Annotated in this window: 28 protein-coding genes and 1 pseudogene; 10 read left to right on the top strand and 19 right to left on the bottom strand. The window is 64.3% G+C overall.

Features of this window, described 5'->3' with window-relative positions; all coding sequences use genetic code 11:
- Positions 1–35 precede the first annotated feature (35 nt).
- Entirely contained in the window at positions 36–1,649 is a 1,614-nt protein-coding gene (locus tag QCM77_RS39060; protein WP_280096399.1) for an acyl-CoA synthetase, read from the top strand.
- A 48-nt stretch (positions 1,650–1,697) separates the two neighbouring features.
- Here the strand turns inward: QCM77_RS39060 and QCM77_RS39065 are convergent, their stop codons facing one another.
- Complete coding sequence (locus tag QCM77_RS39065) at positions 1,698–2,897, bottom strand: MFS transporter (protein ID WP_279668706.1); 1,200 nt, start codon at positions 2,895–2,897, stop codon at positions 1,698–1,700.
- A gap of 183 nt (positions 2,898–3,080) precedes the next feature.
- Here QCM77_RS39065 and QCM77_RS39070 point away from each other — a divergent pair, with 183 nt between their 5' ends.
- From QCM77_RS39070 to QCM77_RS39080, 3 genes are all read left to right on the top strand, one after another.
- Positions 3,081–3,884, top strand: coding sequence for an MBL fold metallo-hydrolase (locus QCM77_RS39070; RefSeq protein WP_279668705.1), 804 nt, complete (start codon positions 3,081–3,083; stop codon positions 3,882–3,884).
- 153 nt (positions 3,885–4,037) lie between these two features.
- Positions 4,038–5,054, top strand: a complete 1,017-nt coding sequence (locus tag QCM77_RS39075) for an alpha/beta fold hydrolase (protein ID WP_280096400.1) — start codon at positions 4,038–4,040, stop codon at positions 5,052–5,054.
- Positions 5,055–5,069: 15 nt separating this feature from the next.
- Complete coding sequence (locus QCM77_RS39080) at positions 5,070–6,017, top strand: fatty acid desaturase (RefSeq protein WP_280096401.1); 948 nt, start codon at positions 5,070–5,072, stop codon at positions 6,015–6,017.
- 56 nt (positions 6,018–6,073) lie between these two features.
- Here the strand turns inward: QCM77_RS39080 and QCM77_RS39085 are convergent, their stop codons facing one another.
- Positions 6,074–6,307, bottom strand: coding sequence for a hypothetical protein (locus QCM77_RS39085; RefSeq protein ID WP_211394469.1), 234 nt, complete (start codon positions 6,305–6,307; stop codon positions 6,074–6,076).
- A gap of 138 nt (positions 6,308–6,445) precedes the next feature.
- A complete protein-coding gene (locus QCM77_RS39090; protein WP_280096402.1) occupies positions 6,446–7,432 on the bottom strand; it encodes a helix-turn-helix transcriptional regulator in 987 nt (328 codons plus the stop codon).
- 83 nt (positions 7,433–7,515) lie between these two features.
- Between QCM77_RS39090 and QCM77_RS39095 the strand changes: the two genes are divergently transcribed.
- Together QCM77_RS39095 and QCM77_RS39100 are read left to right on the top strand one after the other, a co-directional pair.
- A complete protein-coding gene (locus QCM77_RS39095) occupies positions 7,516–8,163 on the top strand; it encodes a glutathione S-transferase family protein (protein WP_280096403.1) in 648 nt (215 codons plus the stop codon).
- 17 nt (positions 8,164–8,180) lie between these two features.
- Positions 8,181–8,615: a DUF6157 family protein gene (locus tag QCM77_RS39100; RefSeq protein WP_279668700.1), complete on the top strand. Its 435-nt coding sequence runs from the start codon at positions 8,181–8,183 to the stop codon at positions 8,613–8,615.
- Here the strand turns inward: QCM77_RS39100 and QCM77_RS39105 are convergent, their stop codons facing one another.
- From QCM77_RS39105 to QCM77_RS39120, 4 genes are all read right to left on the bottom strand, one after another.
- Positions 8,616–9,401, bottom strand: coding sequence for an enoyl-CoA hydratase/isomerase family protein (locus QCM77_RS39105; protein WP_280096404.1), 786 nt, complete (start codon positions 9,399–9,401; stop codon positions 8,616–8,618).
- 12 nt (positions 9,402–9,413) lie between these two features.
- The gene (locus tag QCM77_RS39110) at positions 9,414–10,523 is read right to left on the bottom strand and encodes a cyclic nucleotide-gated ion channel (protein WP_279668698.1); all 1,110 of its coding nucleotides are present in this window, start codon (positions 10,521–10,523) and stop codon (positions 9,414–9,416) included.
- 113 nt (positions 10,524–10,636) lie between these two features.
- Positions 10,637–10,855, bottom strand: a complete 219-nt coding sequence (locus QCM77_RS39115) for a hypothetical protein (protein WP_279668697.1) — start codon at positions 10,853–10,855, stop codon at positions 10,637–10,639.
- Positions 10,856–10,974: 119 nt separating this feature from the next.
- A complete protein-coding gene (locus QCM77_RS39120; RefSeq protein ID WP_280096405.1) occupies positions 10,975–12,420 on the bottom strand; it encodes a TAXI family TRAP transporter solute-binding subunit in 1,446 nt (481 codons plus the stop codon).
- Between the two features lie 401 nt (positions 12,421–12,821).
- Between QCM77_RS39120 and QCM77_RS39125 the strand changes: the two genes are divergently transcribed.
- Both QCM77_RS39125 and QCM77_RS39130 read left to right on the top strand, forming a co-directional pair.
- Positions 12,822–13,169: a DUF3307 domain-containing protein gene (locus tag QCM77_RS39125; protein WP_279662573.1), complete on the top strand. Its 348-nt coding sequence runs from the start codon at positions 12,822–12,824 to the stop codon at positions 13,167–13,169.
- A gap of 295 nt (positions 13,170–13,464) precedes the next feature.
- Positions 13,465–13,863, top strand: a complete 399-nt coding sequence (locus tag QCM77_RS39130) for a hypothetical protein (RefSeq protein WP_280096406.1) — start codon at positions 13,465–13,467, stop codon at positions 13,861–13,863.
- 75 nt (positions 13,864–13,938) lie between these two features.
- On the opposite strand, the gene QCM77_RS39135 is transcribed toward QCM77_RS39130, so the two are convergent.
- Together QCM77_RS39135 and QCM77_RS39140 are read right to left on the bottom strand one after the other, a co-directional pair.
- Entirely contained in the window at positions 13,939–14,262 is a 324-nt protein-coding gene (locus tag QCM77_RS39135) for a YkgJ family cysteine cluster protein (protein ID WP_279662574.1), read from the bottom strand.
- A 5-nt stretch (positions 14,263–14,267) separates the two neighbouring features.
- Positions 14,268–14,966, bottom strand: a complete 699-nt coding sequence (locus tag QCM77_RS39140) for a helix-turn-helix transcriptional regulator (RefSeq protein WP_279662385.1) — start codon at positions 14,964–14,966, stop codon at positions 14,268–14,270.
- 113 nt (positions 14,967–15,079) lie between these two features.
- Here QCM77_RS39140 and QCM77_RS39145 point away from each other — a divergent pair, with 113 nt between their 5' ends.
- Together QCM77_RS39145 and QCM77_RS39150 are read left to right on the top strand one after the other, a co-directional pair.
- Positions 15,080–15,370, top strand: coding sequence for a hypothetical protein (locus tag QCM77_RS39145; protein ID WP_280096407.1), 291 nt, complete (start codon positions 15,080–15,082; stop codon positions 15,368–15,370).
- Between the two features lie 38 nt (positions 15,371–15,408).
- Positions 15,409–16,137: a glutathione S-transferase family protein gene (locus tag QCM77_RS39150; protein ID WP_279662387.1), complete on the top strand. Its 729-nt coding sequence runs from the start codon at positions 15,409–15,411 to the stop codon at positions 16,135–16,137.
- Positions 16,138–16,240: 103 nt separating this feature from the next.
- On the opposite strand, the gene QCM77_RS39155 is transcribed toward QCM77_RS39150, so the two are convergent.
- The 10 genes and pseudogenes from QCM77_RS39155 to QCM77_RS39200 form a co-directional block, all read right to left on the bottom strand.
- The gene (locus QCM77_RS39155; protein WP_279688062.1) at positions 16,241–17,392 is read right to left on the bottom strand and encodes an ABC transporter substrate-binding protein; all 1,152 of its coding nucleotides are present in this window, start codon (positions 17,390–17,392) and stop codon (positions 16,241–16,243) included.
- A gap of 90 nt (positions 17,393–17,482) precedes the next feature.
- The gene (locus QCM77_RS39160; RefSeq protein ID WP_279662389.1) at positions 17,483–17,902 is read right to left on the bottom strand and encodes an acyl-CoA thioesterase; all 420 of its coding nucleotides are present in this window, start codon (positions 17,900–17,902) and stop codon (positions 17,483–17,485) included.
- A 10-nt stretch (positions 17,903–17,912) separates the two neighbouring features.
- Positions 17,913–18,674: an SDR family NAD(P)-dependent oxidoreductase gene (locus QCM77_RS39165; RefSeq protein ID WP_280096408.1), complete on the bottom strand. Its 762-nt coding sequence runs from the start codon at positions 18,672–18,674 to the stop codon at positions 17,913–17,915.
- A 25-nt stretch (positions 18,675–18,699) separates the two neighbouring features.
- Complete coding sequence (locus QCM77_RS39170) at positions 18,700–20,583, bottom strand: feruloyl-CoA synthase (RefSeq protein ID WP_280096409.1); 1,884 nt, start codon at positions 20,581–20,583, stop codon at positions 18,700–18,702.
- Positions 20,580–21,389, bottom strand: a complete 810-nt coding sequence (locus QCM77_RS39175; RefSeq protein WP_279662392.1) for a crotonase/enoyl-CoA hydratase family protein — start codon at positions 21,387–21,389, stop codon at positions 20,580–20,582. Before QCM77_RS39175 ends, QCM77_RS39170 begins: the two co-directional genes overlap by 4 nt.
- 180 nt (positions 21,390–21,569) lie before the next feature.
- A complete protein-coding gene (locus tag QCM77_RS39180; RefSeq protein ID WP_279662393.1) occupies positions 21,570–21,869 on the bottom strand; it encodes an addiction module antidote protein in 300 nt (99 codons plus the stop codon).
- Between the two features lie 3 nt (positions 21,870–21,872).
- Positions 21,873–22,158, bottom strand: a pseudogene (locus QCM77_RS39185) (type II toxin-antitoxin system RelE/ParE family toxin).
- Between the two features lie 69 nt (positions 22,159–22,227).
- A complete protein-coding gene (locus QCM77_RS39190; protein ID WP_279662395.1) occupies positions 22,228–22,689 on the bottom strand; it encodes a DUF3237 domain-containing protein in 462 nt (153 codons plus the stop codon).
- A gap of 11 nt (positions 22,690–22,700) precedes the next feature.
- The gene (locus tag QCM77_RS39195; RefSeq protein WP_280096410.1) at positions 22,701–24,020 is read right to left on the bottom strand and encodes a TRAP transporter large permease; all 1,320 of its coding nucleotides are present in this window, start codon (positions 24,018–24,020) and stop codon (positions 22,701–22,703) included.
- Between the two features lie 2 nt (positions 24,021–24,022).
- A complete protein-coding gene (locus QCM77_RS39200; RefSeq protein ID WP_279662397.1) occupies positions 24,023–24,532 on the bottom strand; it encodes a TRAP transporter small permease in 510 nt (169 codons plus the stop codon).
- Positions 24,533–24,615 lie beyond the last annotated feature (83 nt).

The raw sequence follows: 24,615 nt of genomic DNA on the forward strand, positions 1-24,615 counted from the left end.
CGCTTCGCGCAAATTGCAAATCCTGGGGAGTGGAAATGTCGAGCGATACTGCAGCCATCATTGCGAAAGCGCGCGAGCATTCGATCGGCGATCTTCTGCGCCGTTCGGCAGGACGCGATCCGGGCAAGCTCGCGGTGAGCTGCGGCAATGTGAGCTGGACGTTTGCCGAGATGGACGCGATCTGCAATCGGCTCGGCCGCGGCCTGCTCGGCTTCGGCGTCAAGAAGGGCGACCGCCTCGCCGTGCTCTCGCGCAATTCGCATGCCTTTGCGGCGCTCCGGTTCGCGGTGGCCCGGATCGGCGCGGTGCTGGTGCCGATCAACTTCATGCTCAATCCGGACGAGATCAATTTCATCCTGAAGAGCTCCGGCGCAAAGCTGCTCGCGGCCGGTCCTGATTTCGTCGAGCCGGCGCGCGCCGCAAGCGCCAGGGATTGCGCGGTCGAGAAGATGATCTGGCTGCCAGGCGAGGATCCCGCCATGGCGCCCGCGGGCCTCACCACTTTCGACGATCTCCTCAGCCCCGACGGCTCGTTCCTGGAGGCGTCCGTCGACAGTCGCGATCTTGCGCAGATCGTCTACACCAGCGGCACGGAGTCGCTGCCCAAGGGCGCGATGCTGACCCATGAAGCCGTGATGTGGCAATATGTCAGCTGCATCATCGACGGCGGCATGAGCGTGGAGGACAAATTCCTGCACGCGCTGCCGCTCTATCATTGCGCGCAGCTCGACGTGTTCCTGGGTCCGCAAGTCTATCTCGGCGCCTCTGGCGTGATCACGGGCAAGCCGACCGCCGACAACATTCTGTCCTTGATCCAGACGCACAAGATCACGTCCTTCTTCGCGCCGCCGACGGTCTGGATCGCGATGCTGCGCTCGCCCAATTTCGACAGGACCGACCTGTCGACGCTTCAGAAGGGCTATTACGGTGCCTCGATCATGCCGGTGGAGGTGTTGCTCGAGCTCCAGCGCCGCCTGCCCAACGTCAAATTCTGGAATTTCTACGGCCAGACCGAGATCGCGCCGCTCGCGACCGTGCTGGGTCCTGCGGACCAGCTGCGCAAGGCCGGCTCGGCGGGCAAGCCCGTGCTCAATGTCGAGACCCGCGTGGTCAATGTTTCGATGGAGGATGTCAGGGTCGGTGAGGTCGGCGAGATCGTGCACCGCTCGCCGCATCTGCTCTCCGGCTATTACAACGACCCCGTCAAGACCGTGGCAGCGTTCACCGGCGGATGGTTTCACTCCGGCGATCTTGCCATCGTCGATGAAGAGGGCCACATCACCGTGGTCGATCGCGTCAAGGACATGATCAAGACCGGCGGCGAGAACGTCGCGAGCCGCGAGGTCGAGGAGATGGTCTACCGCATCCCCGCGGTGTCCGAAGTCGCCGTCGTCGGCCTGCCCGATCCGCGCTGGATCGAGGCGGTGACTGCGATCGTCGTGGTCAAGAGCGGCGAGAAGCTCGACGAGGATACCGTCATCAAGCATTGCGCCGGCCAGATGGCGCATTTCAAGGTGCCCAAGCGCGTCATCTTCGTCGATGCCCTGCCCAAGAACCCGAGCGGCAAGCTGCTCAAGCGCGAGCTGCGCCAGCGTTTTGTCGGCGGCGAGACGCTCGACAAGGCGATCCAGAAGAATTTTGGCACGTGATGTTCGTCGCCTCTTCCCGCGGGAACAGGGAGGGGAGAAGGTCGCGACTCAATACTTCTTCACGGCCGCGCCGAACGCCAGCCACAGCGCCATCGACGCGAGCCCGAAGCCGCCGAGCAGCAGGAAGGTCGGGCCGTAGCCGATCCATTGCGCGATCCAGCCGCCAAGCGCGGGACTGAGGCTCGCGCCGACGCCCTGCACGGTGATTACGGCACCCTGGCCGAGATTGATGCGGCCGGTGCCGTTGAGCGAGCGGGCGACCATGCCGGGCACGGCAACCGTCTGGAGCCCGGTGCCGATGCCGTCGAGCACCTGCATCGGCACCACGCCCCACCATCCCGTGACGAAGAAGGCGAGCACGCCGCGGATGGGCAAGAACATGAAGGAGACGAGGATCACCGGCCAGTAGTTGCGCTTGCTCGCCGCCTTCATTGCGATCAGCGACGTGATGATCATGACGCCCTGCGCGATCACCACGGTGGTCGCGACGAAGCTCGGGCCATTGGCCTGCCCCCCGGCCACCGCCGCAAGTCCGTAGAGCGGAACGATGGCGGCATTGCCGAGGTGAAACAGGGCGAGGGTCAGCGCCAGCACGAGCAGCGGTTTATGCTTGAGCAGCATCGTGAGCGCGTCCGGCTGGCTGTCGGGGTCATCCTCCTTGCTGCCGCGCGAGGCGCGATCGTCGATCGCCTTGGCCGGGATCATCATCACGCATGCGATCGCGATGGCGCCGAACACGGCCGCCAGCACGAACACGGAGACATAGCCGAACTTGTAGCCGAGATAGCCCGACAGCGCCGCGCCGACCATGTTGCCGGCGTGGTTGAACGCCTGGTTGCGGCCGTTGAGCGCGTTGAAGCCCTTCTGCTTGGCGATGCCGAGCGTGATTCCCGTTACCGCCGGCACGATCGCGGCGCTCGCCAGCGATTGTGCCACTTGCGAAAACGTCACCGCCCAGAAATTCTGCGAGATCAGGATGATCGCGGACGCGAGCACCACGCAGATGCCGGGAATGACGACCCACAGGCGCTTGTTGCGGCTGGCGTCGATGAAGCCGCCGATCGGCGTCGTGATCAGCATGCCCGCGACATTGCCGATCGTCATCGCGGTGCCGATCAGGCCGCTCGCCCAGCCGCGTTCCTGAAGGAAGACGCCGACGAACGGGCCGATACCCGACTGCATGTCGGCCATGAAGAAGTTGAGTGCGAACAGGGGCCAGAGGCGGGACGGGGAGGGGCGCGATGTCATTGAAACGCTGAACGCATGCTGCCGATCGAATTGGGTCTCGCATCAGGCGGAGACTGAGGGTCCGCGGTGTCGGGACGGACCTGAACCTAACCTGCGCTCATCGCGTTGGTTCCGATGGCACTTGCGATCGTAGGATCGCGACGTCATCTCATGCCTGCGACGGTCTCATTCTGGATTACGGCCATGCCTCTCTGGACCTGCGAAACCTGCGGCGCGCAATTCCCGGACAGCGGAAATCCGCCCGCGTCTTGTCCGATCTGCGAGGACGAACGGCAGTTCGTCGGCTGGAAGGGGCAGACTTTCCTCACGCGCGAGGCGCTCTCGGAACGTCACCGCATGGTTTGGCGCGACGATCTCGGCCTGACCGGCCTCGCGCTCGAGCCGAGCTTTGCCATCGGTCAGCGGGCGCTGCTGGTGCCGCTCGCGGACGGCTGCCTGATGTGGGACTGCGTACCGCTGGCGACGCCGGAGGCGATCGCGCATGTGCGGTCACTCGGCGGGCTGAAGGCGATCGCGATCTCGCATCCGCATTACTACGGCGCGCTCGCCGACTGGAGCGAGGCGTTCGGCGGGGTGCCGGTCTATTTGCACGCCGATGATCGCCAATGGGTGACGCGTCCGCATTCATCGATCGTGCACTGGACCGGCGAAAGCCATCGCATCTCCGATGATTTGCTGCTCCTGCGCACCGGCGGTCATTTCGCCGGCGCCACCATGCTGCACCATGCGCGCGGTGCGGACGGCAGGGGTGCGCTGCTCACCGGCGATATTGCGCAGGTGACGATGGATCGCCGCTTCGTCAGCTTCATGTACTCCTATCCGAACTACACGCCGCTCAATGCCGCCGCGGTGCGACGGATTGCGGCTGCGGTCGAGCCGCTGGGCTTCGACCGCATCTACGGCGCCTGGTGGGGCCGCAACATCGCCGTAGGCGCCAAGGCCGCATTCGCGGCATCTGTTGCGCGCTATTTGGCGGCTATTGCGTGAGCTGATTGACGTTTGGCTTGCCTTCGTCAAATAATTGTACTATTTGTACAGTTATATGGCGTGACGCAACGGTGCGTCTGCTGGTTCGGCATGATTGATGCATCGTCGTTTCAGCGGTGCGATTTGCGAGCCGCGTGAGTGAGAGTTGGGCACATGGCGGCGCAGCGCGATTACGGGAGTTTCGAGGCGGGCGACGTCACGCTGCAGTCGGGCGCCGTCTTCCCCGCACTGAAGCTCGCCTACCAGACCTACGGCACGCTGAGCCCGGCCAAGGACAATGTCATCCTCTATCCGACTTCGTTCAGCGCGCAGCATTACGACACGGAATGGTTGATCGGCCCCGACGGCGTGCTCGACCCCACGCGCTACTTCATCGTCATCCCGAACCTGTTCGGCAACGGACTCTCATCCTCGCCGTCGAATACCGCCGCGCCGTTCCCGATCGTGACCTATCACGATGCCGTCGCCGTCCAGCACCGGCTGCTCACCGAGCGGTTTGGCATCTCGAAGCTTGCCCTCGTCTATGGCTGGTCGATGGGAGGCATGCAGGCCTATCACTGGGCCGCCTGCTACCCCGATATGGTCGAGCGCGCCGCAGTGGTGTGCGGCAGCGCGCGCTGCGCGCCCTATAATTACGTCTTCCTGGAAAGCGTGAAGGCCGCGCTGACCGGCGATCCCGCCTTTCGCGACGGCCGCTTCGTCGAGAAGCCTGTCGCAGGTTATCGCGCCATGGGGCGCGTCTACGCGGGTTGGGCGATGTCGCACGGATTTTATCGCGACGAGATCTGGCGCGAAGCGGGCTTCACCTCGCTCGAGGACTATCTCGTCCGTGCGTGGGACGCGGCTTTTGCCCGGCGCGACGCCAACGATCTCCTGGCCCAGATCGGCATCTGGCAGAACGGCGACGTCAGCCGCTGTGCCGCATTCGGCGGCGATTTCGATCGCGCGCTTGCGGCGATCAAGGCGCACATGCTGCTGATGCCGGGCGCGACCGACCGTTACTTCGACGTCCGCGACAACGAGGATGAGCTCGGCCGGCTGGTCAACGCGAAGTCTGCCGCGCTGCATCCGATCTCGTCGGTGCACGGCCATCGCGCCGGCAATCCCGTCAACAATCCGCGCGATCAGGCCTTCCTCAAGGCCGAGATCGCAGAACTCCTCGTCAAGTAGGGCAGGTATCCGATCATGAGCGACGCAACGATTTCAGAGTCCAGCCATCGCTTGAAGCCGCTGACGCCGGCGATGCTGCGTGAATTGTCGGTGCGCTCCAATCTCAGGGGTGCCGCGCAAAGCCTCAGCCATTACAGCCTGGTCGTACTGGTCGGCGCGCTGATCTGGTGGGTCTCTTCGACCTGGGGCGTCTTTTGGGCGCTGCCGCTGATGGCGGTGCAGGGCTATCTCGTCGCCTTCCTGTTCATGGCGGTGCACGAGACCGCGCACAAGACCGCGTTCAGGAGCCGCGGCCTCAATCTCGCCGTCGGCTATCTCTCGGGCTTCATCATCGGGTTGCCATACGAATATTACTGCCTGTATCACTGGGACCATCACCGCTACACCCAGGACCCCGAGAAGGACCCGGAGCTCGTCGTCGGCGTGAAGCCGAAATCCGACACGCAGCTCGCGATCGCCTATAGCGGCGTGCTTCAGGTCGCTGGTCGTCTCTGGCTGATGCTCGGCCATGCCGTCACCGGCAAGGTCATCGTGCCCTGGATCCCGGAAAACAAGCGTGCAGTCATCGTGACCGAGGCGCGCGTCTATGCCGGAGTCTACGTCGCGCTACTTGGGCTTTCGCTGTGGTTCTCTTCCGCGCTGCTGCTCTGGGTCTGGATCGTCCCGCTGATCATCGGGCAATTCTTCCTGCGGCCCTATCTCTATGCCGAGCACACCGGCTGCGAGCGGACCCGCAGCCCCTTCGAGAATACCCGCACCACCTATACCGGCGCGATCGTCAAATGGTTTGCGTGGAACATGCCCTACCACGTCGAGCATCACGCTTATCCTTCGATCCCGTTTCACGCGCTGCCAAAACTCAACGGCATCGTCGACGGCGAGATCGTCTATCGCGGCCGCGGCTACATCGCGACCACGCGCGAGACGTGGGCCTGGTTTCGCCGGCAGCGGCAGGCTGGTTAGCTCAACGCAAAGCCCCGATCGCGAAGCGATCGGGGCTTTGTCGTGGGCGGCTGATATCAGTAGATTCCGTACGCGCAGACGTTCACGACGCGGACGCGCAGGCCGTGGCGGGTCTGGACGACGCGCTCCTGGTAGCAATTGTTGACGCCGCTGTTGACGTAGATGCCGCCAAAGCCCCAGCCGGGACCCCAGTGATGATGGAAGCCGTGGGCCGACGCGGCGGTCGGCGCGAGAGCGGCAACGCCGAGCGAGCCGGCAGCGATCAGACCAAGTGCAAGCTTACGAAACATCTTCATTCTCCAGTGTGGCGCAAGGGCCGTTGTTGTGTCCCTGCATCTCGGTCGAGCCAAAACGCGAATGCGTTCATGCAGCGAGGGGAGAATCGTGTTTCAGGAGTGTTTCGTCGGTCGCGGCGGGTTGCGCCGCCGTCATGTTTTCTGCGCCGCCGCCGCGCGATAACGCGCTGCCATCGCCTGCGTCAGCTCAATCATCTTCTCGCGCAGATCGGCCGGCTCCAGCACTTCGGCCTCGGGCCCGAGCCGCAACAATTCGGCCGCGGCGTGCCATGACGTCTTGCCGGTCGGCACTCTGGCGATGCGCCAGCCGTCCGCATCAGCGGTCTCTTCAAGCTGCGTACGCGCCCTGACGTAAGGCTGGCTCAGCGCGTCGAGCAGCTTGACGCCGAAGGGCGACAGCCGGACGATCGCGACATTGGGATGCATCTCGGCCTCGAGACGCAGCGTTGCGTCCCGCCAATAGGCGGCGAGATCGAAACCGGCGGGCCGCTCGCAGCGATCGTCGAGCGCGGTGCAGTCGAGCACGCGCGCGACGCGATAGGTGCGCACGCTGCCGTCGACCAAACCTGCGAGATACCAGCTGCCACCTTTCAGCACGAGACCGAGCGGCGCGACGCGGCGCTGCTTCTCGGCGCGCCAGCTCTGGTAGCGGATTTTTATCAATGTCCCGCGCAGAGCCGCACCGGCGATGGTGCGCAGATGCTTTGGTTCTTCCGCCTCGCCGAACCAGCCCGGCGCGTCGAGGTGAAAACGCTCCTGCATCCGTCCGGCGTCTTCGCGCAAATTGGCGGGCAGCGCGGCCATCAGCTTGTTCTGTGCGGCGATCATCGCCGCATCCAGCCCGAGCGCCGCCGCCGGGCCCGGCAATCCGGTCAGGAACAGCGCTCCCGCCTCGCTCTGCGACAAGCCGTTCAGCCGCACGCGATAGCCGTCGAGCAGGCGATAGCCGCCTTCCGCGCCGCGGTCGGCATACACAGGGACCCCGGACGCCGCGAGCGCGTCGATGTCGCGGTAGATCGTGCGCACCGAGACTTCGCAGGCTTCCGCGAGTTCAGGCGCGGTGACCTGCCCCTTGGCCTGGAGGGTGGTGAGGATCGACAGCATCCGGCTCGCGCGCATGATCCCTTAAACCATACCTGACACAGGATGTCAGGTATGATCCGCTACAACGCCATCGCCAGCCGGCCAGATGGAGACCTGCCATGACCGATCCGAACCGCATCACGCTGTATTATTCGCCGCAAAGCCGCGCCACCGGCACGCGCGTGCTGCTGGAGGAGTTGGGTGCGCCCTACGATCTCCAAATCCTCAACATGAAGGCCGGCGAGCAGCGCAAGCCGGCCTATCTCGCCATCAACCCGCTCGGCAAGGTGCCGGCGATCCGTCACGGCGGGCAGCTCGTGACCGAGCAGGTCGCGATCACCATCTATCTCGCCGACCTGTTTCCACAGGCGGGGCTCACGCCCGCGCTGAACGATCCGCTGCGCGGCCCTTATCTGCGCTGGATCGCCTATTACGGCGCCTCGTTCGAGCCGGCTCTGATCGACAAGTTCATGCAGCGCGAGGCGGCGCCGATCACGCAATCGCCCTATGCCGACTACGACACCATGCTGGGCGCGCTCGAGGCGCGGCTGTCGAAGGGGCCGTATCTGCTCGGCGAACGCATGACGGCCGCGGATGTGTTGTGGGGTGTCGCGTTCAGCTGGACCATGATGTTCGGCATCGTGCCGAAGAAGGACGTGTTCGTCCGCTATGCCGAACGCATGACCTCGCGGCCCGCGTTCCAGCGCATCAATGCGGCGGATGACGAGATGGCCACGCAGCATGCGGCGGCGGCTGTTGGAGGGTGAATGATCCGGAGTTGCAGATGACGAAGCCGATGCACACGACCAACTGCTTCAACACCTTCATCCAGGTTGCTGAAGACTGTCCTGCGCGCACTGGCGAAGAGCCGCCGCTGCGCGCGGGAAAACCGACGGTGGCGTGCCTGCAATACGGGATGATCGCCAAGGCGCCCTACAAATACACGTCCGACGACGTGATCTTCGCGACGTCTGCGCCGGGACGCGAGCTCGATGGGAACGCGACGAAAACGGCGAAGCATGCGGCCCGTGAAGCGTTCTTCTCCCGGGGGCAGGCGTGCATGAGGGCGTCGAGCCTGGGCAAACGTTTCGGCTGGGGCGTTCATGCCGACAATGAGGGCCGGATCGCGATCTACGCAATCGACAGCAAACGTTACCGGGCGTTCGTCCGCGATCCCAAGCTCACGCAGGTGCGCGCGATGCGGTCGAAGCGGGCGTGATCAGAATTTTGGCGGTCGCTTCTCCGCGAACGCGTTGATGCCTTCCTTGATCTCGTCGCCGCGCATGCTGTCGCGGTGGCGCTGGTCGGCGGCTTGCTCGTCCAGTTCGCCGCGGGCGAATTCGTTGATCGCGCGCTTCATGCCGCGCATCGCCTGCGGCGCGTTGCCGGCGAGGATCGCAGCGAGCTTGTCGACCTCCTCGTCCAGAAACTCCACCGCCACCATGTCGGTGAGATAGCCGATCCGCAGCATCTCCGGCGCGCTGATCCTCGAGGCGGTCAAGAACAGCTTTTTCGCATTGTCGACGCCGAGCCGGGTCACGTAGCGTTTGATGCCGCTCCGGTAATAGTGCAGCCCGAGCCGCGCCGCCGGCATGAACATCTCGGCGGTGTCGACGCCGATGCGGAAATCGCAGGCAAGTGCGAGGTCGGTCGCGCCGCCATAGACGCCGCCGTTGAGCCGGCAGATCGAGGGCACGCCGAGATCCTCCAGCCGGTTGACGACCACCTCGAAGGCGGAGCCTGCGCTCTGCTGCTCGTTCGCGCTGACCGCGCGCTCGGCGACCGAGTTGAGGTCATAGCCGGCGGAGAAGGCGCGCCCGGTGCCGGTCAGCACCAGCACGCGGATATCGGGATCGGCCTCGATCCGGTCGAACAGGTTTACCAGCTCGCCGAGATCCTCGGCCTGGAGCCGGTTGAGATGTTTGGGCCGGTTGAGGCGGATGGCGGCGCGTGCACCTGTGATTTCGAGCACGGGGCCGCTGGCCGCGTCGGCGGTGTCCGACATTCTTGTCTCCATTTATTTGTTTTCGAGCGCGCGGCGTTTTGCTTCCGCATCGATGGTCTCGGCGAGATCCGGATGCCGCGCCATCAGCACGCGAAAGTCGACGAGGTCGAGCACCAGAAGCCGCGACACCTTGGTGGTCGAGACATTGGCGCCGCGCAAATTGTTGCCGAGTAGCGCCATCTCGCCGAAGAAGGCACCGTCGCCGAGCTGCACCTTCTTGCCGGGCAGGTCGACCTCGACCTCGCCGGCGGCGATGAAATACATGCAGTCGCCCTGCGTGCCCTTGCGGATAATCATGGTGCGCGCCGGCAGCTCCATGGTCCGCAGCATGTGGGTGACGTCGGCGATGGCCGCCGGTCCAAGCGCCGCGAAGAACGGCACCTTGCTGACGGATTCCCAGGTCTTGAGGAAATTGTCGCGCCGGGTCTCCGCGGCAAAGCCGGTTGCCAAAATACCGGTCCAGAGGCCGAACACACCGAGGCCCGAGATCATCACCAGCGCCGCCACCATGCGGCCCAGCGGCGTCACCGGCACGACGTCGCCATAGCCGGTCGTGGTCAAGGTGGCCACCGCCCACCACAGCGCGGCCGGCACGCTGCCGAAGGTCTGGGGCTGCACGTCCCGCTCCAGGAAATATTCGGCGACCGAGGCCAGGAAGACCACCATCAGGAAGATCACGAGCACGCTGACCAGCGGCCCTGATTCGAGCACCAGCACGCGGCGGAGCTGCCGCAGGCCGGGAATGCCCGGCACCACCTTCAACACCCAGAGCACGCTGAGCAGCCACGCCGTCTTCGGCTCGATCCCGAGAATCAGCGCGGCCGGCACGGCCAGAGCTCCGACAGCATCGACCAGCCCGGCGGAGGAGGACATGTAGAGTGCAAGGCGCCCCTGTCGCGCCATATGGCGCAGCCGGACCACCCATTCGAACACGAAGTAGACCAGGCAGGTCCAAAGCACGGCATCGACCCAGCGATGCGCCGTCTCATAGGCCGGGTTGACCGTCAGCAGCACCATGCCGAGCACGCCGACGCCGACTGCCACATAGGCCGCCCTGGTCATGTTGCGGCCGGCCGTGGCGGCCGCGAACTGGGCCAGAGCGGAGATCAGCGGCTTGGACATGCGGGAAGGCGGCTCGGTTTTGTCTTTTGCGGTCCCGGCTGGAACCTCGGCGCCAAAGTGCCTGCCCGGGCCGAGGCCGTCAACGACGAGCCGGGCCACCGGCCCGCGAGCCGTTACCTGAAATGCGGCGGTTCGTCGTAGCCGCGACGGCTGCTGAAGAACAGCAGCACCATCAAGCCGACACCGACAAGAACGGAAAACCCGGCCCCCAGCGCCAGCGCCACATAGCCTTCCGTCGGGATCGGCTCGCCCTCGACCGTCATCGCGGAATAAGCGAAATAGCCAACCCCCGCCAGCATTCCCAGCAGGAAGATGATGAGGAGTGCACGCATGCGCGGTCTCCGGTTGTGTCCGCGAGGCAACGGTTGTGGAGCGGAGACGGTTCCCGGCTCGGTCTGGTGACTCGCGGAAATAGCGGCAAGCTGCCGCCGCAGGACTTCAAATCGATAGGTCAGGCACTCTGAGCTGTCTTCACCACCACGATATTGCTCTCGTCCTGCTGGGGCGGGGCCACGTCCTGAGCGACCTTCTCGCCCTCGCCGGCATGGCGCTTGAGGTAGTCGCGGCGCATGCCGATCTCGTCGCGGACGAATTCGTAGCCGAGCTTGAAGGTGTCGAGCCCGTCGGTACTGATCGTGCCATCTCGCAAGCCTATGACCGCGCCGCGCAAAATGCCTTCCAGCTCGTCCTGGAGACATTCGAGCTGGTCCAGCGAATGGGCGTGCTCGATCCGCTCGCCGATGTCGAGGATGGCGGTCGAGAGCTCACTGGCCTTCTCCGGCGCGACCCGGGTGATCTTGGCGTAGATCGCGGCGAAGATCGAGCCGATGACGCTGAGCGCGGCCGCGCCCAGATACATCAGGTCGCTGTACTTATCCATGAACGACTTGGTGTCGTCGTTGATGTAGTCGGCAGCCCCTTGATGCGCCATCACGAAGGCGTCCTTCTCGACCGAGGCGGGCTCAATTCTGCTGGCAAAGCCGTTGTCGAGCCCGAGCGCGGATTTGTTCTCGTAGACGATGCGCGCGAGATCCCCGGCCGTCGTCGGCGACATCCTGGATTGGGCGACCAGCAACCATTCGAGCCCGATGGTGTCGAGATCGTCGTCGGGAATTTCCGGCGATACAGACAGCGTGCCCGCCGTCAGCGTCTCGCTGGAAATGCCGGGGATCTTGCGCGCCAGCGCCTTCGCCTCGTCAATCGCGTTCAGCGTGAAGCCGCCGCGCCTGGCGGCCTGCTCATAGGCCTTGTCCCGCACCGCCTTCGAGGCGTGGACAACGGCGATGACCGCGCCAAAGCCGTTTGCCGGCGCGAACAACTTGTCAAGCGTTGCGCCCTGCGGCGCCATCTGGATCTTCGCAGCGTCCGGACCCTCGGGAATGTCGAGCACGCCGCGGACGAAGGCGAGCGAGGATTCGCTGTCGGCGAGGACGGCGACCTTCTTCTTCTTCAGCTCCGCGAGCGACTTGATCTTCTTGTTGCCGGGCCCGAGCAGCAGCACGAGATCGTGCTCGAGGATCGCGAGCGTGCGTGCCCGCAGCGGCACCTTGGCGTCGGTGCGCAGCACCGCGAGGTCGGCCTGCTTGCGATCGAACTGGGCGATCGCCTTGGCGTTGTCGGCGTTGTTGACGATCTTGATCCGGAAGCGCGAGGCGTTGTTCTGCAGGACAGCGGCGAGCTTGGCCGCGAACTGGGCCTCGTCGCTGGTGGAGGCGCCGACGGCAAAGGTCAGCGTCTCCGAATTGTGCACCAGCGCGCGGCCGCCCCAGACGGTGGCAAGCGACAACAGCAGGGTCAGCACGACGTAGAGGAAGACCTGCTGCTGATTGGTCTTGATCACCTTGGGGCGCCGGGGCGGTGGCTCGATCGGCGATGAGGTGGGGCCCTCAGTACTCATGGCAGCACTCTGGCCTTATGCTTCCGGTGGCGGGCGGCTCGCGGATGTGATTGCTGCGGACGCCCTGTAATTCGTAAACGTCTGAAAAAAGAACGATATTCCCTACCGACAATGATAGCGCGCACGTCACGGAATGCAAATTTCGAGCCGAAGGTAACCTTACTCAGCTCGGGCGCGGCGATTGGTCTTCCTATCACCAGTTAGCCACAGTTGGCGATTTTCCGGTTCCCCCCGGCTGCATTCCGCCGCGGGAGATGTCATAAATCGCAGGTCCCGGCGATTTGACCGGTCCAGGAAGAGGTTGCGCTGAACGCTCCAATTCTTCTTGTCACGTCAATGAGGGCGCCTTGTCGTTTCCACCCCTGTCATCGGCGGTTCCGGTCGAAGCGCTCATTGGTTGGATGTTGCTGCTCACCTTCAAGCACATCATCGCCGATTTCGTCCTCCAGACCGCCTGGATGGCGCAGGGCAAGGACCAGAAGCACGGCTGGGCCCTGCCGCTCCTGGTGCACTGCCTGATTCACCTTGCGGTTGCGCTGCCGCTGATCCTGATCGTGGCGCCGAAATTCTGGTTTGTGGCGTTGATCGACTTCGCGATCCACATCACGATCGACCGCGCCAAGGGCCTCGTCTCGGCCAATTTCGGTGTCGACCTTGCACATCCCTGGTTCTGGACCTTGATCGGTGTCGACCAGGCCCTGCACCATTTGACCGGCTTCGGTCTCTCCATCTTCATGGCGGCGAACTGAGGCGGGCGCCGCTCCGGAGCGGCTGCGCGGCCTGCATGGTTCGAGACGGCGCTTCGCGCCTCCTCACCATGAGGGGTTAGAATCCTTTCACTAGAAACAGACCTCATCCTGAGGAGCCCGCCAAAGGCGGGCGTCTCGAAGGATGGCCGCAAAGGATCTGCACCTCCCATTTCGGCCCGGCTCGGCACGTTTGACTCGCGGTCAGGGCGCAAGGATCCCGGGTGACTACCGGGCAGCGTGGTTAACCTTTCATTAGAGAATTGCACTGCATCTTCCCACACGAGGGAGAACTGCAATGTTTTCAAGCCGCGACGCCTTTGAAAGCGATTTCTGCCCGGTCCGCGACGAACTCCTTGGCGAGATGTATCGCGCCAGCGAGAGCGGCCTGCCGAGGCTGGTTGAGAGTGTTTCCCCAGACGCGCGCGCCAGGCTGGCGCTGTTCTGCTATCGGCGCAGCCATCTGCACTCGCTGGCGGTCGCGATCGCTGGCAGCTGTAACGAGCGCGACCTGATCGAGAACGGCGGCCGCGTCGGCTCGACGCTCTACGCGCTGTCGCGCGAGGGCGCGGCCAAATCCTCGCCGTCGCTGTCGGGTGGCCGCAAGCCGATCACGCTGTCGACCAAGCCGCTCTCGGTGCTTGCACCGCTGGACGACGAGATCGACGACGAGATCAGCGAAGCCGTTCCAGCCTAAGCCTCATTTGCTGGCACATGATCTTGACGGAAAACCCCTGCACACTTTGCGCTAACGCGGCCCTTCGGGTCCGGATCATGCGCTCGCGATAATCGGCAGCCCGAATTTTCGCCGCGCCATCGCGCATTCGGCGTCACCGGGCATGCAGGTACGGCACACTTCCGGCCGCACTGCGTAGATGCCACACGCGGTCGCTTTTCCAATTTCCCCCTGCAAGGCCGAACAACGATCGCCTTCGCAGCGCATGCCGGACTGGCGGTCGTTGACCAGCGTTTCGGGAATCGCGGCAAGTTCCTCGTCGCTCTCGATCGAGAAGCGCGGCCAGTTCGCCGAATAGCCGCAGCAGGCGCCGCAACTCTGGCAACAGCTCGACAGGTCCGTGGGGGAGTTCTCGTCCATCGTCGTCACGTGTCCTTTGGCGGGCCCCAGACCAGGCTCTGCCGCCATTTCGCGCGCAGTACGTCGCGCCGTTCCGGATATCTCTCGTCGAGATAGCTCGCATCCACCACGCGGTCGGTGCGGAAGCTGCGGAAGTCGCAGCGTAGCTCGCACCAGGCCGCGAGCAGGCGCACGGCTTCGAGATAGCCGACCGAAATCGGCCAGATCATGCGCTCGGTGGCGCGGCCCTGCTCGTCGCGATAGCGCAGCATGATCTTCTTGCCTTCATGGATCTGGGTGCGCGTGCGCACCATGTCCAGACGGTCCGGCTCCCTGTTCCAGCTCGGCCGTGCGCGGCTTGCCGGCTCCAGCACGAAGGGGCGCAGGCGCTCGGGCACGGTGTCGGCGATCTTGGCCATCAGGTCTTCGGCGGCGCGCGCCAGTGCGGTATCGGCATGGCCGGCGACCCATTGCGCACCCAGCACCGCCGCCTCGATCTCGTCGGGTGTCAGCATCAAAGGCGGGAGGTCAAAACCCTTTTCCAGGATGTAGCCCATGCCGGCTTCACCGCGGATCGGCACGCGCTGGCCGATCAGCGTCGCGATATCGCGATAGATCGTGCGCTTCGAGGTCTCGAGCTCGGCCGCGATGGCGTCCGCCGTGAGCGGTTTACGCGTGCGCCTCAGCACCTGGATGATTTGAAACAGCCGGTCGGCGCGTCTCATGACTGGTCTCTTGTCGGTGGTTTTTTCAGAAGGCGGCGCGCGGCTGCTGACAGGATGTTGGCAGCAGGGGAGTTCTATACCGGGACAACACGTCGACTGAAGAGGATTTGTCCATGATCATTCCAACCCATTTCGGCCCGGCTGCTGCGCTGTGGCGGAGCCAGTCTTTACAGGTCCCTCCTTTGCAAGTCCGAGCTTGGTATGCATGGGGGTTCAGCCGCCTCGTATCCCTTGATCTCATGGTCGTCGACCTCCGCCTTGCGCTCGCGACCGTGATGGCTCGCTCGTTGGTCCAGGCTGCGGACGCGCTGGTCCGTCATGTCATGGCCCGCGCCTGGCGAGGGGCCCGTTTCGCAGAACATATCACGGCTGCTGCCACCATGGTGGCAGCAGCCGGCGGTTAAGTTCCCTCAACTCTTTCGGTCGTTTCAGGAGAGCCTTCATGATCACGCTTTACGGCTTTGGCACCGGCTTCGGCCTGCCGGAAATCAGCCCCTTTGTCACCAAGACGGAGGTGCAGCTCAAGATGGCGGGATTGCCCTACCGGAAGGAGCGGGCGATGCCGCCGGCGTCGCCCAAGGGGCAGCTGCCTTTCATCGACGATGGCGGCGAGGCGGTGGCCGATTCCACCTTCATCCGCGCCCATATCGAGCGCCGCTACGGCTTCGATTTCGACGCCGGCCTGTCGCTTGCGGAGCGCGCGCAGGCGTGGGCGTTCGAGCGGATGATCGAGCATCACGTCTATTGGGCGCTGGTCGGGGCGCGCTGGGTCGATCCGGTCAATTTCGCCAAGGGCCCCTCGCATTTCTTCGACGGCGCACCGGAGCATAACCGCGAAAAGTTGCGGGAGGACGCGCAATTCCGCGTCGCCGAGAACTATCTGCTCTCCGGCCTCGGCCGCCACGCGCCCGATGACGACGTCGATCTCGCGGTGCGTTCGCTGTTCGCGCTCTCGGTGCAGCTCGGCGACAAGTCCTATCTGATGGGCAACAAGCCCTGCGGCGTCGACGCCACCGCCTTCGGCGCGCTTGCGGGGATCCTGACGCCGTTCTTCGAATCCGGACTGCGCCGTCGCGCTGAAGGATTTCCGAACCTCACCGCCTATGTCGACCGGATGATGGACAATTACTATCCGGAGTTCGCCTGGACCCCGCTGCGGCAGGCGGCGTAGGAACGCGGTGTATCCACGGGCTCGGTGCACCTCGCTCATATAGCCAAAACAAAAGAGCCGGCCCATGGGGCCGGCTCTCGTCGTCTCAATCCTGCCGGCGCGCTTACTTCACCAGCATGTACTTGCCGTTCTTCACCGTGAGCAGGATGCGCGAGCGCTCGTCGAGGCCGTAGCGGTCCTTTTCGGTGAAATTGTAGACGCCCTGGCTCGCCGCCAGCTCCTTCTCGGACAGCAGCGCCTGGCGGATTGCTTCGCGGAATTCCGGCGTGCCGGGTTTTGCGGTTTTCAGCGCCGTCGGGATGATGCGCTTCAGGATCTCGAACGCGTCGTAGGAATGGCCGGCGAACTGGCTGCGGCTGTTCGGACCGTACTTGCCTTCATACGCCGTGTTGAGCGCGAGGCCCGGCTTCTTGGTGGCGGCCTCGTCCGGCTGATCTTCCGGGTCCATCACCGGGCCCGAAGCCATCAGCACGCCTTCCGCCGCTTTGCCGGCGATGCGGATGAAGTCCATGCTGGCGGCGCCATGGGTCTGGTAGATCAGGCCCTGATAGCCACGCTCGCGGAGCTCAGTCTGCGGCAGTGCCGCCGCGGTGCCGGAAGCGCCGACCAGGATGGCGTCGGGATTGGCGGCGACAAGCTTCAGCACCTGTCCGGTCACCGACGTATCGGGGCGAGCGAAGCGCTCCTCGTCGGCGATGGTCATGCCCATCGGCACGGCCTGCGCCTTCAGGTCGTTGAACCAGAGGTCGCCATAGGAATCGGAGTAGCCGATGTAACCGAGGGTCTTCACGCCCTTGGCCTTCATGTGATCGTACAGCACCTTGCCCACGATCGGGATCGGCTGCGGCATCGCCACCGACCACTTCATGCGCTCCGGCGTGATCGGGAACGGCGCCAGGCCGAAATGCGGAATGCCGGCTTCGTTGGCGACGTTGGAGACCGCGATCGTCGGCGGCGTCAGCGCCGAGCCCATGATGATGTCGGCCTTGGATTCGGTCACGAAGCGGCGGGCATTGGTGGTCGCGGTGGTGGGATCGCCGCCGTCGTCGAGCACGATGACCTTCAGCGGTACGCCGCCGATCTCCTTCGGCACGAACTCCAGCGCATTGCGCTCGGGAATGCCCAGCGCTGCGCCCGGGCCGGTCGTGGTGGTGGTGATGCCGATGGTGATCTCGGTGGTCTGGGCCAGCGCGGGCAGAGCCGGCAGCGCCAGCGCGGCCGCGGTGACGGCGGCGGTCAGGTAAAAGCGTTTCATCTATTCCTCCCTTTATGTGTTTCTTTGAAAGCAGAAATCGGGGGGTAATTCAGCCCCCTCTTTGGGTGATGTGGCGATTTAGCTCCAGACCTAGTCCCCCGTGAATTTGGCTACCATTTCCGCGGGGAACGGTGCCGATTTCAGTTTGTCGGGGTTAACGGGGTCGCGGCCGACCAGGACACGGGTCTCAAAACCCTCGATCGCCAGCGCCTCGCCCTTGTAGACGCTGTGCTTCACCTCGAAGCTCGAGCGCTTGATGCTCTCGATCTTCGTTTCGATGGTGATCCAGTCGCCATAAGTCGAGGGGATGTAGAACTTGGCGCGCGTGTCGACCATGGGAATGCCCACCAGGCCGTATTTTTTGACCAGGTCCTGCTTGGAGAACCCGGCGACTTCGAACAGGGTCGACGTCGAATCGTCGAACATCGCGAAATAGCGCGGGTAATAGACGATGTTGGCGGGGTCGCAGTCGCCCCACTGAATCTGGACGTCGCGCCGGTTCACGAACATGCGTCGCGCCCTATTTCGGCGCCATGCGCAGCGAGCCGTCGAGGCGCACCACTTCGCCGTTCAGGTAGGAATTCTCGACCATGTGCAGGGCGAGCGCGGCGAACTCGTCGGCGTGGCCGAGCCGGCGCGGGAACGGGATCGCGGCGGCGAGCGAATCCTGCGCTTCCTGCGGCAGGTTCGCGAGCAGCGGAGTCAGGAACAGGCCGGGCGCGATGGTCAGCACGCGGACGCCGAACTGCGCCAGCTCGCGCGCGATCGGCAGCGTCATGCCGACGATGCCGCCTTTTGAGGCCGAATAGGCCGATTGCCCGATCTGGCCGTCATAGGCGGCAACGGAAGCCGTGTTGATGATGACGCCGCGCTCGCCGGTCGCCTGCGGCTCGAGCTTGGACATCTCGGTTGCGGCGAGGCGCAGCATGTTGAAGGTGCCGATCAGATTGACCTTGATCACCTTGTCGAAATCGGCGAGCGCCATCGGACCGTCGCGGCCGACCACGCGCTTGGCAACGCCGATGCCGGCGCAATTGACCAGCACGCGCGCGGGTCCATGGGCCTTGGTCGCCTGCGCGATCGCAGCTTCGGCGGAGGCGGCATCGGAGACGTCGCAAGCCACGGCCACGCCCTTGATCTCGGCGGCGACACTCTCGGCGAGCTTGGCGTTGAGGTCGCACACCGCGACCTTGGCGCCCTGCGCCGCCAGCTTTCGCGCAGTCGCCGCGCCCAGTCCCGATGCGCCGCCGGTGACGATGGCTGCCTGATCCTTCAACAACATGGCGTTCTCCTGGTGCGATGATTTCTTAGCCGACCGATATCACACGATCGGATGGATTGGCAGCGTAGAGCTCCTCGATCAGGAGGCTGCGATGCTCGAGCACCGCGCGCTGGTTGATCGAGCCCTTGTCGGTGACTTCGCCCTTGTCGATCGAGAGCGGCGTGTCCATGAGGATCGCGCGCGTGATCCGCGTCGAGGAGCCGGTGGCCGCGCCGAGAAAGGCGGTCAGCCGTTCGCGAAAAGCCTCGCGCACCAGCCGGTCGCGGGTCGCGACGACGAGATCGTCGGCCGGCAGCGTCGGGTTGATCAGCCGGCAGCCGTCGAGATCGAGCACGACGAGTGCGGAGACCTCGTCACGGTTGATGCCGGCGATGACGACGTCGCGCACCAGCGGTGCGCAGGCCGCAACGAAGCGCGCGCGCAACGGGCCGACGCTGACCCAGGTGCCGCTGCCGAGCTTGAAATCCTCACCGATGCGGCCGTCGAAATCGAAGCCGGCATTGAAATCATCGGGATCGACGGGCTTGAGCGCATCGCCGAGCTTGTAGAAGCCCTCTTCGTCGAACGATTTTGCGGTGATGTCGGGCTGGCGCCAGTAGCCGGGCATCACGTTCGGCCCTTTGCAACGAACTTCCATCTTGCCGTTGTTCGGCACCAGCTTGGCGTCATTGCCTGAGACCGGCAATCCGACATGGCCGGAGCGGCTGGTGCGCGGATTGACCGACATGAAGAACGGTGCGGTCTCGGTTGCGCCGAGGCCGGTCAGCATCGGCACGCGGTAGCCTTTTTCCTTCACCGCGAGCTCGTCGAGGCTGTTCCAGACGAAGGGCGACATTGCCGCGCCCGAGAAGAACATTGCATGCAGCCGGTCGAAGAACTTTGCGCGCAGGCCCTGGTCGTCGCGCAGATAAGGCAGCAGCGCCTCATAGCCCTTGGGCACGTTGAAATAGACCGTCGGCGATATCTCCTGGAGATTGCGCACGGTCTCCTCGATGCCGCCGGGCACCGGCTTGCCGGCGTCCAGATACATCGAGCCGCCATTGTAGAGCGTCAGCCCGATATTGTGGTTGCCGCCGAAGGTGTGATTCCAGGGCAGCCAGTCGATGATGACGGGCGGCTCGTCCTTGAGAAAGGCGAGCGTCTCGCGCAGCATGACCTGGTTGGCGCAGATCATGCGCTGGGTGTTGATGACGGCCTTGGGATTGCCGGTCGAGCCCGAGGTCAGCAGGAATTTCGCGATGGTGTCGGGGCCGATCTTGCCGTGGACCTCGTCCAGATCGCCGCGGATCGGCGTCGCGATGAGGTCGGCGAGCGAGGTGACGTCGCGGCCCGGCACGTGGCCGTAGGACGCGGCGATCTCGGTGCCGAGCGAGACGTTGGCGGCGAGCGCATCGGCGAACTTGTCGGCGTCCTCGGCGAAGACGAGGCCGGGCGTCAGCAGCTTCATCAGGTAAGAGAGCTTGCCGTAATCCTTCGACACCAGCGAATAGGCCGGCGACACCGGGCAGAACGGAATGCCGGCATAGTGCGCGCCGAACGCGAGCAATGCGTGGTCGATCGAATTGCCGGAGAGGATGACGACCGGCCGCTCCGCCGACAGGCCGTGCGCAATCAGGCCCGAGGCGATGTGCCGGCTCGCGGCGAGCAGCTCGGCGTAGCTGATCTTGCGCCAGCCGCGGCTGCCTTCGCGCTCGGCCATGAAGACGCGGTCCGGCGTCGTCTTCGCCCAATGATGCAGGCGGTCGGTGATGCGGACCGGATAGTCGCCGAGCGGCTGCTTCGGCCGCAGGTAGATCGTGCCGTCGTCGCGCCGCTCGACATTGACGACGGGATCGCCGAACGAAATGGGCCGCAGCGGGGAAGTGCTCGCGCCGCGCTCCATGCTGGAAGAGGACGGCTGCGCACTCATGATTTCGGCTTCACCTTTGCGGTCTTGTGTTCGAGGAACTCGCGGATCCTGCGCTTGGCTTCCTTGTCGCTCTGCGCCACCGTCGCCATCAGCGATTCCATCAACAGGCCGGTCTGCGGATTGGCTTCCGCGATCATCGGCAGCGCCTGGAGCACGGCGAAGTTCGTCAGCGGCGCGTTGGAGGCGACCTTGGTCGCAAGCTCCAGCGCCTTGCCGAGGCCGTTGCCGGCTTCCGTGACATATTGCGCAAAGCCGTAGGAGGTGCCTTCGGTCGCGGAATAGACGCGGCCGGTCAGCATCATGTCCATCATCCTGGCGACGCCGATCAGCCGCGGCAGGCGCACCGAGCCGCCGCCGCCGACGAAGATACCGCGCTGCCCCTCCGGCAGCGCGAAATAGGTCGAGGGCTCGGCGACGCGGATATGCGCGGCACAGGCGAGCTCCAGCCCGCCGCCGATCACGGCGCCCCTCAGCGCCGCGATCACGGGCACGCGGCTGTACTGGATGCGGTCGAACACCCGGTGCCACATCTGCGAATGCAGCAGGCCGCCGGTGGCGTCATGGTCGGTCAGCTCGGACAGGTCGAGACCGCTGGAGAAATGATCGCCGATGCCGTGGATGACGACCGCGCCGATATCCTCGGGCAGGGACGCAAAACACTCGCCGATTTCCAGGATGATGCCGTCGTTGAGCGCATTGCGCTTGGCCGGCCGGTTCAGACCGACGGTTAAAACCCGGTCCGCCCGCTCGATCCTCAAAAGCCCGGAGGCGCCCGCGCCAGCGGTCTCGGCGTTTCCCTGTGTCATTTGCGTCCTTGTCAGAATAGTTATGTTGTATAACGAATTCAGGGGGAGTCAATACGGCTGACCGCGGGGAAGCCGATGCATAGTCCGGAAAAAGACGACAGTCCGGGTGCAGAGCCCGTACCCGAATGCCCGATGCGCAAGGTTAGGATGGATATTGCGGATGCCGATGCTATCCGGCCGCTACGCCGCCTTCGTTCCGCTTTGGGGTTGCGCCACAAGATTGAGACCCATGGCATGGAGAACTCTTATCACGGTGCCGAATTCGGGTTTGGCGTCGCCGCCAAGCGAGCGATACAAGTTCTCACGGGATAAACCGGCCTTTTCGGCAATGGCACTCATGCCCTGAGAGCGGGCTACGGCGCCGATTGCCATCGTTATTGCGGACGGATCGTCGGATTCAAAGGCTTCGGTGAGATAGGCCGCAACCATCTCGGGGCTGTCGAGGTACTCTGCAGCATCAAATGATTTCACTTTTGCCATCGCTCAGACCTCCAATTCGCTCGCGATCTTCTTTGCCAACGCTATATCCCCTGGCTGAGAGCCTTTATCGCCCTCGCAAAGGAGAACGATGATCTCCTCGCCTCGGGGAACGTAATAGATCCGGTATCCGGCGCCCTCATGGACTCTCATTTCGCTGATGCCGCCTCCGACCGGAGCAACGTCTCCGGGATTGCCGAGCGATCCGGGCGAGGATTTTTGCCTTCGCTCTCCGGTCTCGCAGGTTTCTAAGCCAGTCAGAGAATTCGTCGGTTCTCTTGATCGTCGGCATCTGTAGCGTATACGCTACAGATGCCGCAATGTCAATGGACTAGCCGGCCCTTGGGTGCGCGCGACGCCTTCACATCACCTGATGCACGTCGATCACGACGCGATCCGCATGGCGCGCGGCTGAGCCGACGAAGATGTGCTCCATCAGCCAGCGGTACTTCTCATGCCCGGTCTCGAACTTCGGCATGGTGCGGAAATAGATCAGTTCTGGATCGACCGGCTCGCCGCGCTTGAGCTTTTGCAACAGCTCCACCGGCCCGAAGCGCATGCCCTTGTTCTCGACATAGACAATGGCGCCGTCGTCGGTCTCGAAGGCGTACTTGGCCTCGAGATCGATCAGCTCATTCGGGCGGATAGTCTGGAAGTCGGCGCCGAACGGCAACACGCGACCGGTGACCGCGCCCGTCACCTCGCCGCCGATGATCGGGATGATGCGGCGAACGCCGATGCCGGTCTCGCCGGCGGTGACGACGTCGCCAATGTGTGCGGTGATTGTGAAGACGTATTTTGTCTCGAGCGCCGGTGTGATCATCGCTTCGCCTCTCAATGCGCCATCATCCGGGTCGGCAGCCAGGTCGCCAGCAGCGGGAAGGCGATCAGGATCACCAGGCGCACGAGGTCGGTCGCCACGAACGGGATCACGCCCTTGAAGATGGTGGAGAAGGAGACGTCCTTCACCACGCTCTTGATGACAAAGACGTTCATGCCGACCGGCGGATGGATCAGGCCGAGCTCGACGGTCATCACGATGATGACGCCGAACCAGATCGGATCAAAACCAAGGTGGGTTATCACGGGGAAGATGATCGGCACGGTGAGGATGATCATCGCCATGGCGTCCATCAGGCAGCCGAGCACGAGATACATCACCATGATCAGCGCCAGCACGCCGTAGGGGCCGAGACCGAGGCCGGTAAGGAATTCCGTCACCTTCTGCGGGGTCTGCGTCACCGTGAGGAAATAGCCGAAGATCAATGCGCCGATCAGCACGGTGAACACGGCGGCCGCCGTGCGCGTCGCCTGGAGCAGCGACGCCAGAATCTTCTCGCGGTCGAGCCGACCCGTCAGCACGCCGATGATGAAGGCGCCGGCGGCGCCGACGCCGCCGGCTTCCGTCGGCGTGAACCGCGGCAAATACGGCAGGCCGTAGAGGCCGCCGATCACGAACACGAACAGCAGCACCGGCGCCCAGATGTCCTTCAGGCCGGCGAAGCGCTCGCGCCACGGCAGCACCTTGCCCTTGGGCAAAAAGTCCGGCCGGAAATAGCCGATCAGGAAGATCGTGATCATGTACATGCTCATCGCCAGGATGCCCGGGATGATGCCGGCGATGAACAGCTTGCCAATGTCCTGCTCGGTGATGATGCCGTAGACCGCGAGCACGGTGGAGGGCGGCAGCATCGCGCCCAGCGTGCCGCCGGCTGCGATCACGCCGGTGGCAAAGGACTGCGGATAGCCGAAGCGGCGCATCTCGGGATAGGCGACCGCGGAGAAGGTCGCGGCGGTGGCGACCGAGGAGCCGCAGATCGCGGCAAAGCCGCCGCAGGCGCCGACGGTGGCGATGCCGAGCCCGCCGCGCAGATGCCCGACAAAACCGTTGGCAGCGCGGAACAGCTCCCGGCTCATGCCTGAATTGCTGACGAAGGAGCCCATCAGCAGGAACATCGGGATGACACCGAACGTGTAGTCGGTCACCGTGCGCATCGAGGTCTGGCCGACCAGTTTCAGTGCCGGCGTGCCGCCGACGAGGTAGGAGAAACCGGAGACGCCGACGAGACCCATGGCCATGCCGACGGGCACGCGCAGCAGCATCAGGGCGAACAGGGAAACGAAGCCGATAACGGCGACGGCATCGGTGCTCATGATTACTCCGTCGCCTTCAGCTTGGGGTCGTGCATCTCTTCCGGATGGAAGATCAACCGGTAGGTGCGGATCGCGATCAGCAGCACGGCCGAGACGTCGCCGATCCAGGCGATCGCGAAGAACGGCCAGGTCGGCATGTGCATGTCGAAGGTCTGGACGTTGTCGTTGTAGGTGCCGCGGACCTTGTCGAACAGCGTCCAGGTCTGCACCGTGACGACGAACAGCAGCACGAGTGTTGCGAACACGTCGATCCAGCGCTGGTAGCGCGGCCCGACATTGCCCCAGACCAGGTCGACCGTGATGTGGGTGCCGCGATAGGAGGTCGCGGCGATGCCCCAGAAAATCAGGATGCCGAGCAGCATGCGGCCGATGTCGAAACTATCGGGGATCGCATAATTCAGGGTGTTGCGCAGCAGCACCGACAGGAAGATGTCGAGCGCGACGATGCCGACGAAGGCCGCTGCGATCCATTCGATCGAATCGATAACGCGATCCATCCAGGCGCGCTTCATGGGTGTGTCCTGCTCAAGATGAGTGCGAGTTGTATCAACAGCGGTGCTGCGCTCCCTCTCCCGCTTGCGGGGGAGGGCTGGGG

The organism is Bradyrhizobium nivariense (assembly GCF_029846695.2).
Lineage (GTDB): Bacteria > Pseudomonadota > Alphaproteobacteria > Rhizobiales > Xanthobacteraceae > Bradyrhizobium.

Bases quoted from the DNA above. Each gene is read 5' to 3' on its own strand.
- QCM77_RS39100 (WP_279668700.1), top strand. From the start codon at position 8,181: ATGACGAAGCCGATGCACACGACCAACTGCTTCAACACCTTCATCCAG.
- QCM77_RS39120 (WP_280096405.1), bottom strand. From the start codon at position 12,420: ATGAGTACTGAGGGCCCCACCTCATCGCCGATCGAGCCACCGCCCCGG.
- QCM77_RS39200 (WP_279662397.1), bottom strand. From the start codon at position 24,532: ATGAAGCGCGCCTGGATGGATCGCGTTATCGATTCGATCGAATGGATC.
- QCM77_RS39145 (WP_280096407.1), top strand. From the start codon at position 15,080: ATGATCATTCCAACCCATTTCGGCCCGGCTGCTGCGCTGTGGCGGAGC.
- QCM77_RS39115 (WP_279668697.1), bottom strand. From the start codon at position 10,855: ATGCGTGCACTCCTCATCATCTTCCTGCTGGGAATGCTGGCGGGGGTT.
- QCM77_RS39095 (WP_280096403.1), top strand. From the start codon at position 7,516: ATGACCGATCCGAACCGCATCACGCTGTATTATTCGCCGCAAAGCCGC.
- QCM77_RS39090 (WP_280096402.1), bottom strand. From the start codon at position 7,432: ATGCGCGCGAGCCGGATGCTGTCGATCCTCACCACCCTCCAGGCCAAG.
- QCM77_RS39180 (WP_279662393.1), bottom strand. From the start codon at position 21,869: ATGGCAAAAGTGAAATCATTTGATGCTGCAGAGTACCTCGACAGCCCC.
- QCM77_RS39155 (WP_279688062.1), bottom strand. From the start codon at position 17,392: ATGAAACGCTTTTACCTGACCGCCGCCGTCACCGCGGCCGCGCTGGCG.
- QCM77_RS39190 (WP_279662395.1), bottom strand. From the start codon at position 22,689: ATGATCACACCGGCGCTCGAGACAAAATACGTCTTCACAATCACCGCA.
- QCM77_RS39135 (WP_279662574.1), bottom strand. From the start codon at position 14,262: ATGGACGAGAACTCCCCCACGGACCTGTCGAGCTGTTGCCAGAGTTGC.
- QCM77_RS39130 (WP_280096406.1), top strand. From the start codon at position 13,465: ATGTTTTCAAGCCGCGACGCCTTTGAAAGCGATTTCTGCCCGGTCCGC.
- QCM77_RS39080 (WP_280096401.1), top strand. From the start codon at position 5,070: ATGAGCGACGCAACGATTTCAGAGTCCAGCCATCGCTTGAAGCCGCTG.
- QCM77_RS39140 (WP_279662385.1), bottom strand. From the start codon at position 14,966: ATGAGACGCGCCGACCGGCTGTTTCAAATCATCCAGGTGCTGAGGCGC.
- QCM77_RS39105 (WP_280096404.1), bottom strand. From the start codon at position 9,401: ATGTCGGACACCGCCGACGCGGCCAGCGGCCCCGTGCTCGAAATCACA.
- QCM77_RS39110 (WP_279668698.1), bottom strand. From the start codon at position 10,523: ATGTCCAAGCCGCTGATCTCCGCTCTGGCCCAGTTCGCGGCCGCCACG.
- QCM77_RS39060 (WP_280096399.1), top strand. From the start codon at position 36: ATGTCGAGCGATACTGCAGCCATCATTGCGAAAGCGCGCGAGCATTCG.
- QCM77_RS39170 (WP_280096409.1), bottom strand. From the start codon at position 20,583: ATGAGTGCGCAGCCGTCCTCTTCCAGCATGGAGCGCGGCGCGAGCACT.
- QCM77_RS39150 (WP_279662387.1), top strand. From the start codon at position 15,409: ATGATCACGCTTTACGGCTTTGGCACCGGCTTCGGCCTGCCGGAAATC.
- QCM77_RS39085 (WP_211394469.1), bottom strand. From the start codon at position 6,307: ATGTTTCGTAAGCTTGCACTTGGTCTGATCGCTGCCGGCTCGCTCGGC.
- QCM77_RS39125 (WP_279662573.1), top strand. From the start codon at position 12,822: ATGTTGCTGCTCACCTTCAAGCACATCATCGCCGATTTCGTCCTCCAG.
- QCM77_RS39165 (WP_280096408.1), bottom strand. From the start codon at position 18,674: ATGTTGTTGAAGGATCAGGCAGCCATCGTCACCGGCGGCGCATCGGGA.
- QCM77_RS39160 (WP_279662389.1), bottom strand. From the start codon at position 17,902: ATGTTCGTGAACCGGCGCGACGTCCAGATTCAGTGGGGCGACTGCGAC.
- QCM77_RS39065 (WP_279668706.1), bottom strand. From the start codon at position 2,897: ATGACATCGCGCCCCTCCCCGTCCCGCCTCTGGCCCCTGTTCGCACTC.
- QCM77_RS39175 (WP_279662392.1), bottom strand. From the start codon at position 21,389: ATGACACAGGGAAACGCCGAGACCGCTGGCGCGGGCGCCTCCGGGCTT.
- QCM77_RS39195 (WP_280096410.1), bottom strand. From the start codon at position 24,020: ATGAGCACCGATGCCGTCGCCGTTATCGGCTTCGTTTCCCTGTTCGCC.
- QCM77_RS39070 (WP_279668705.1), top strand. From the start codon at position 3,081: ATGCCTCTCTGGACCTGCGAAACCTGCGGCGCGCAATTCCCGGACAGC.
- QCM77_RS39075 (WP_280096400.1), top strand. From the start codon at position 4,038: ATGGCGGCGCAGCGCGATTACGGGAGTTTCGAGGCGGGCGACGTCACG.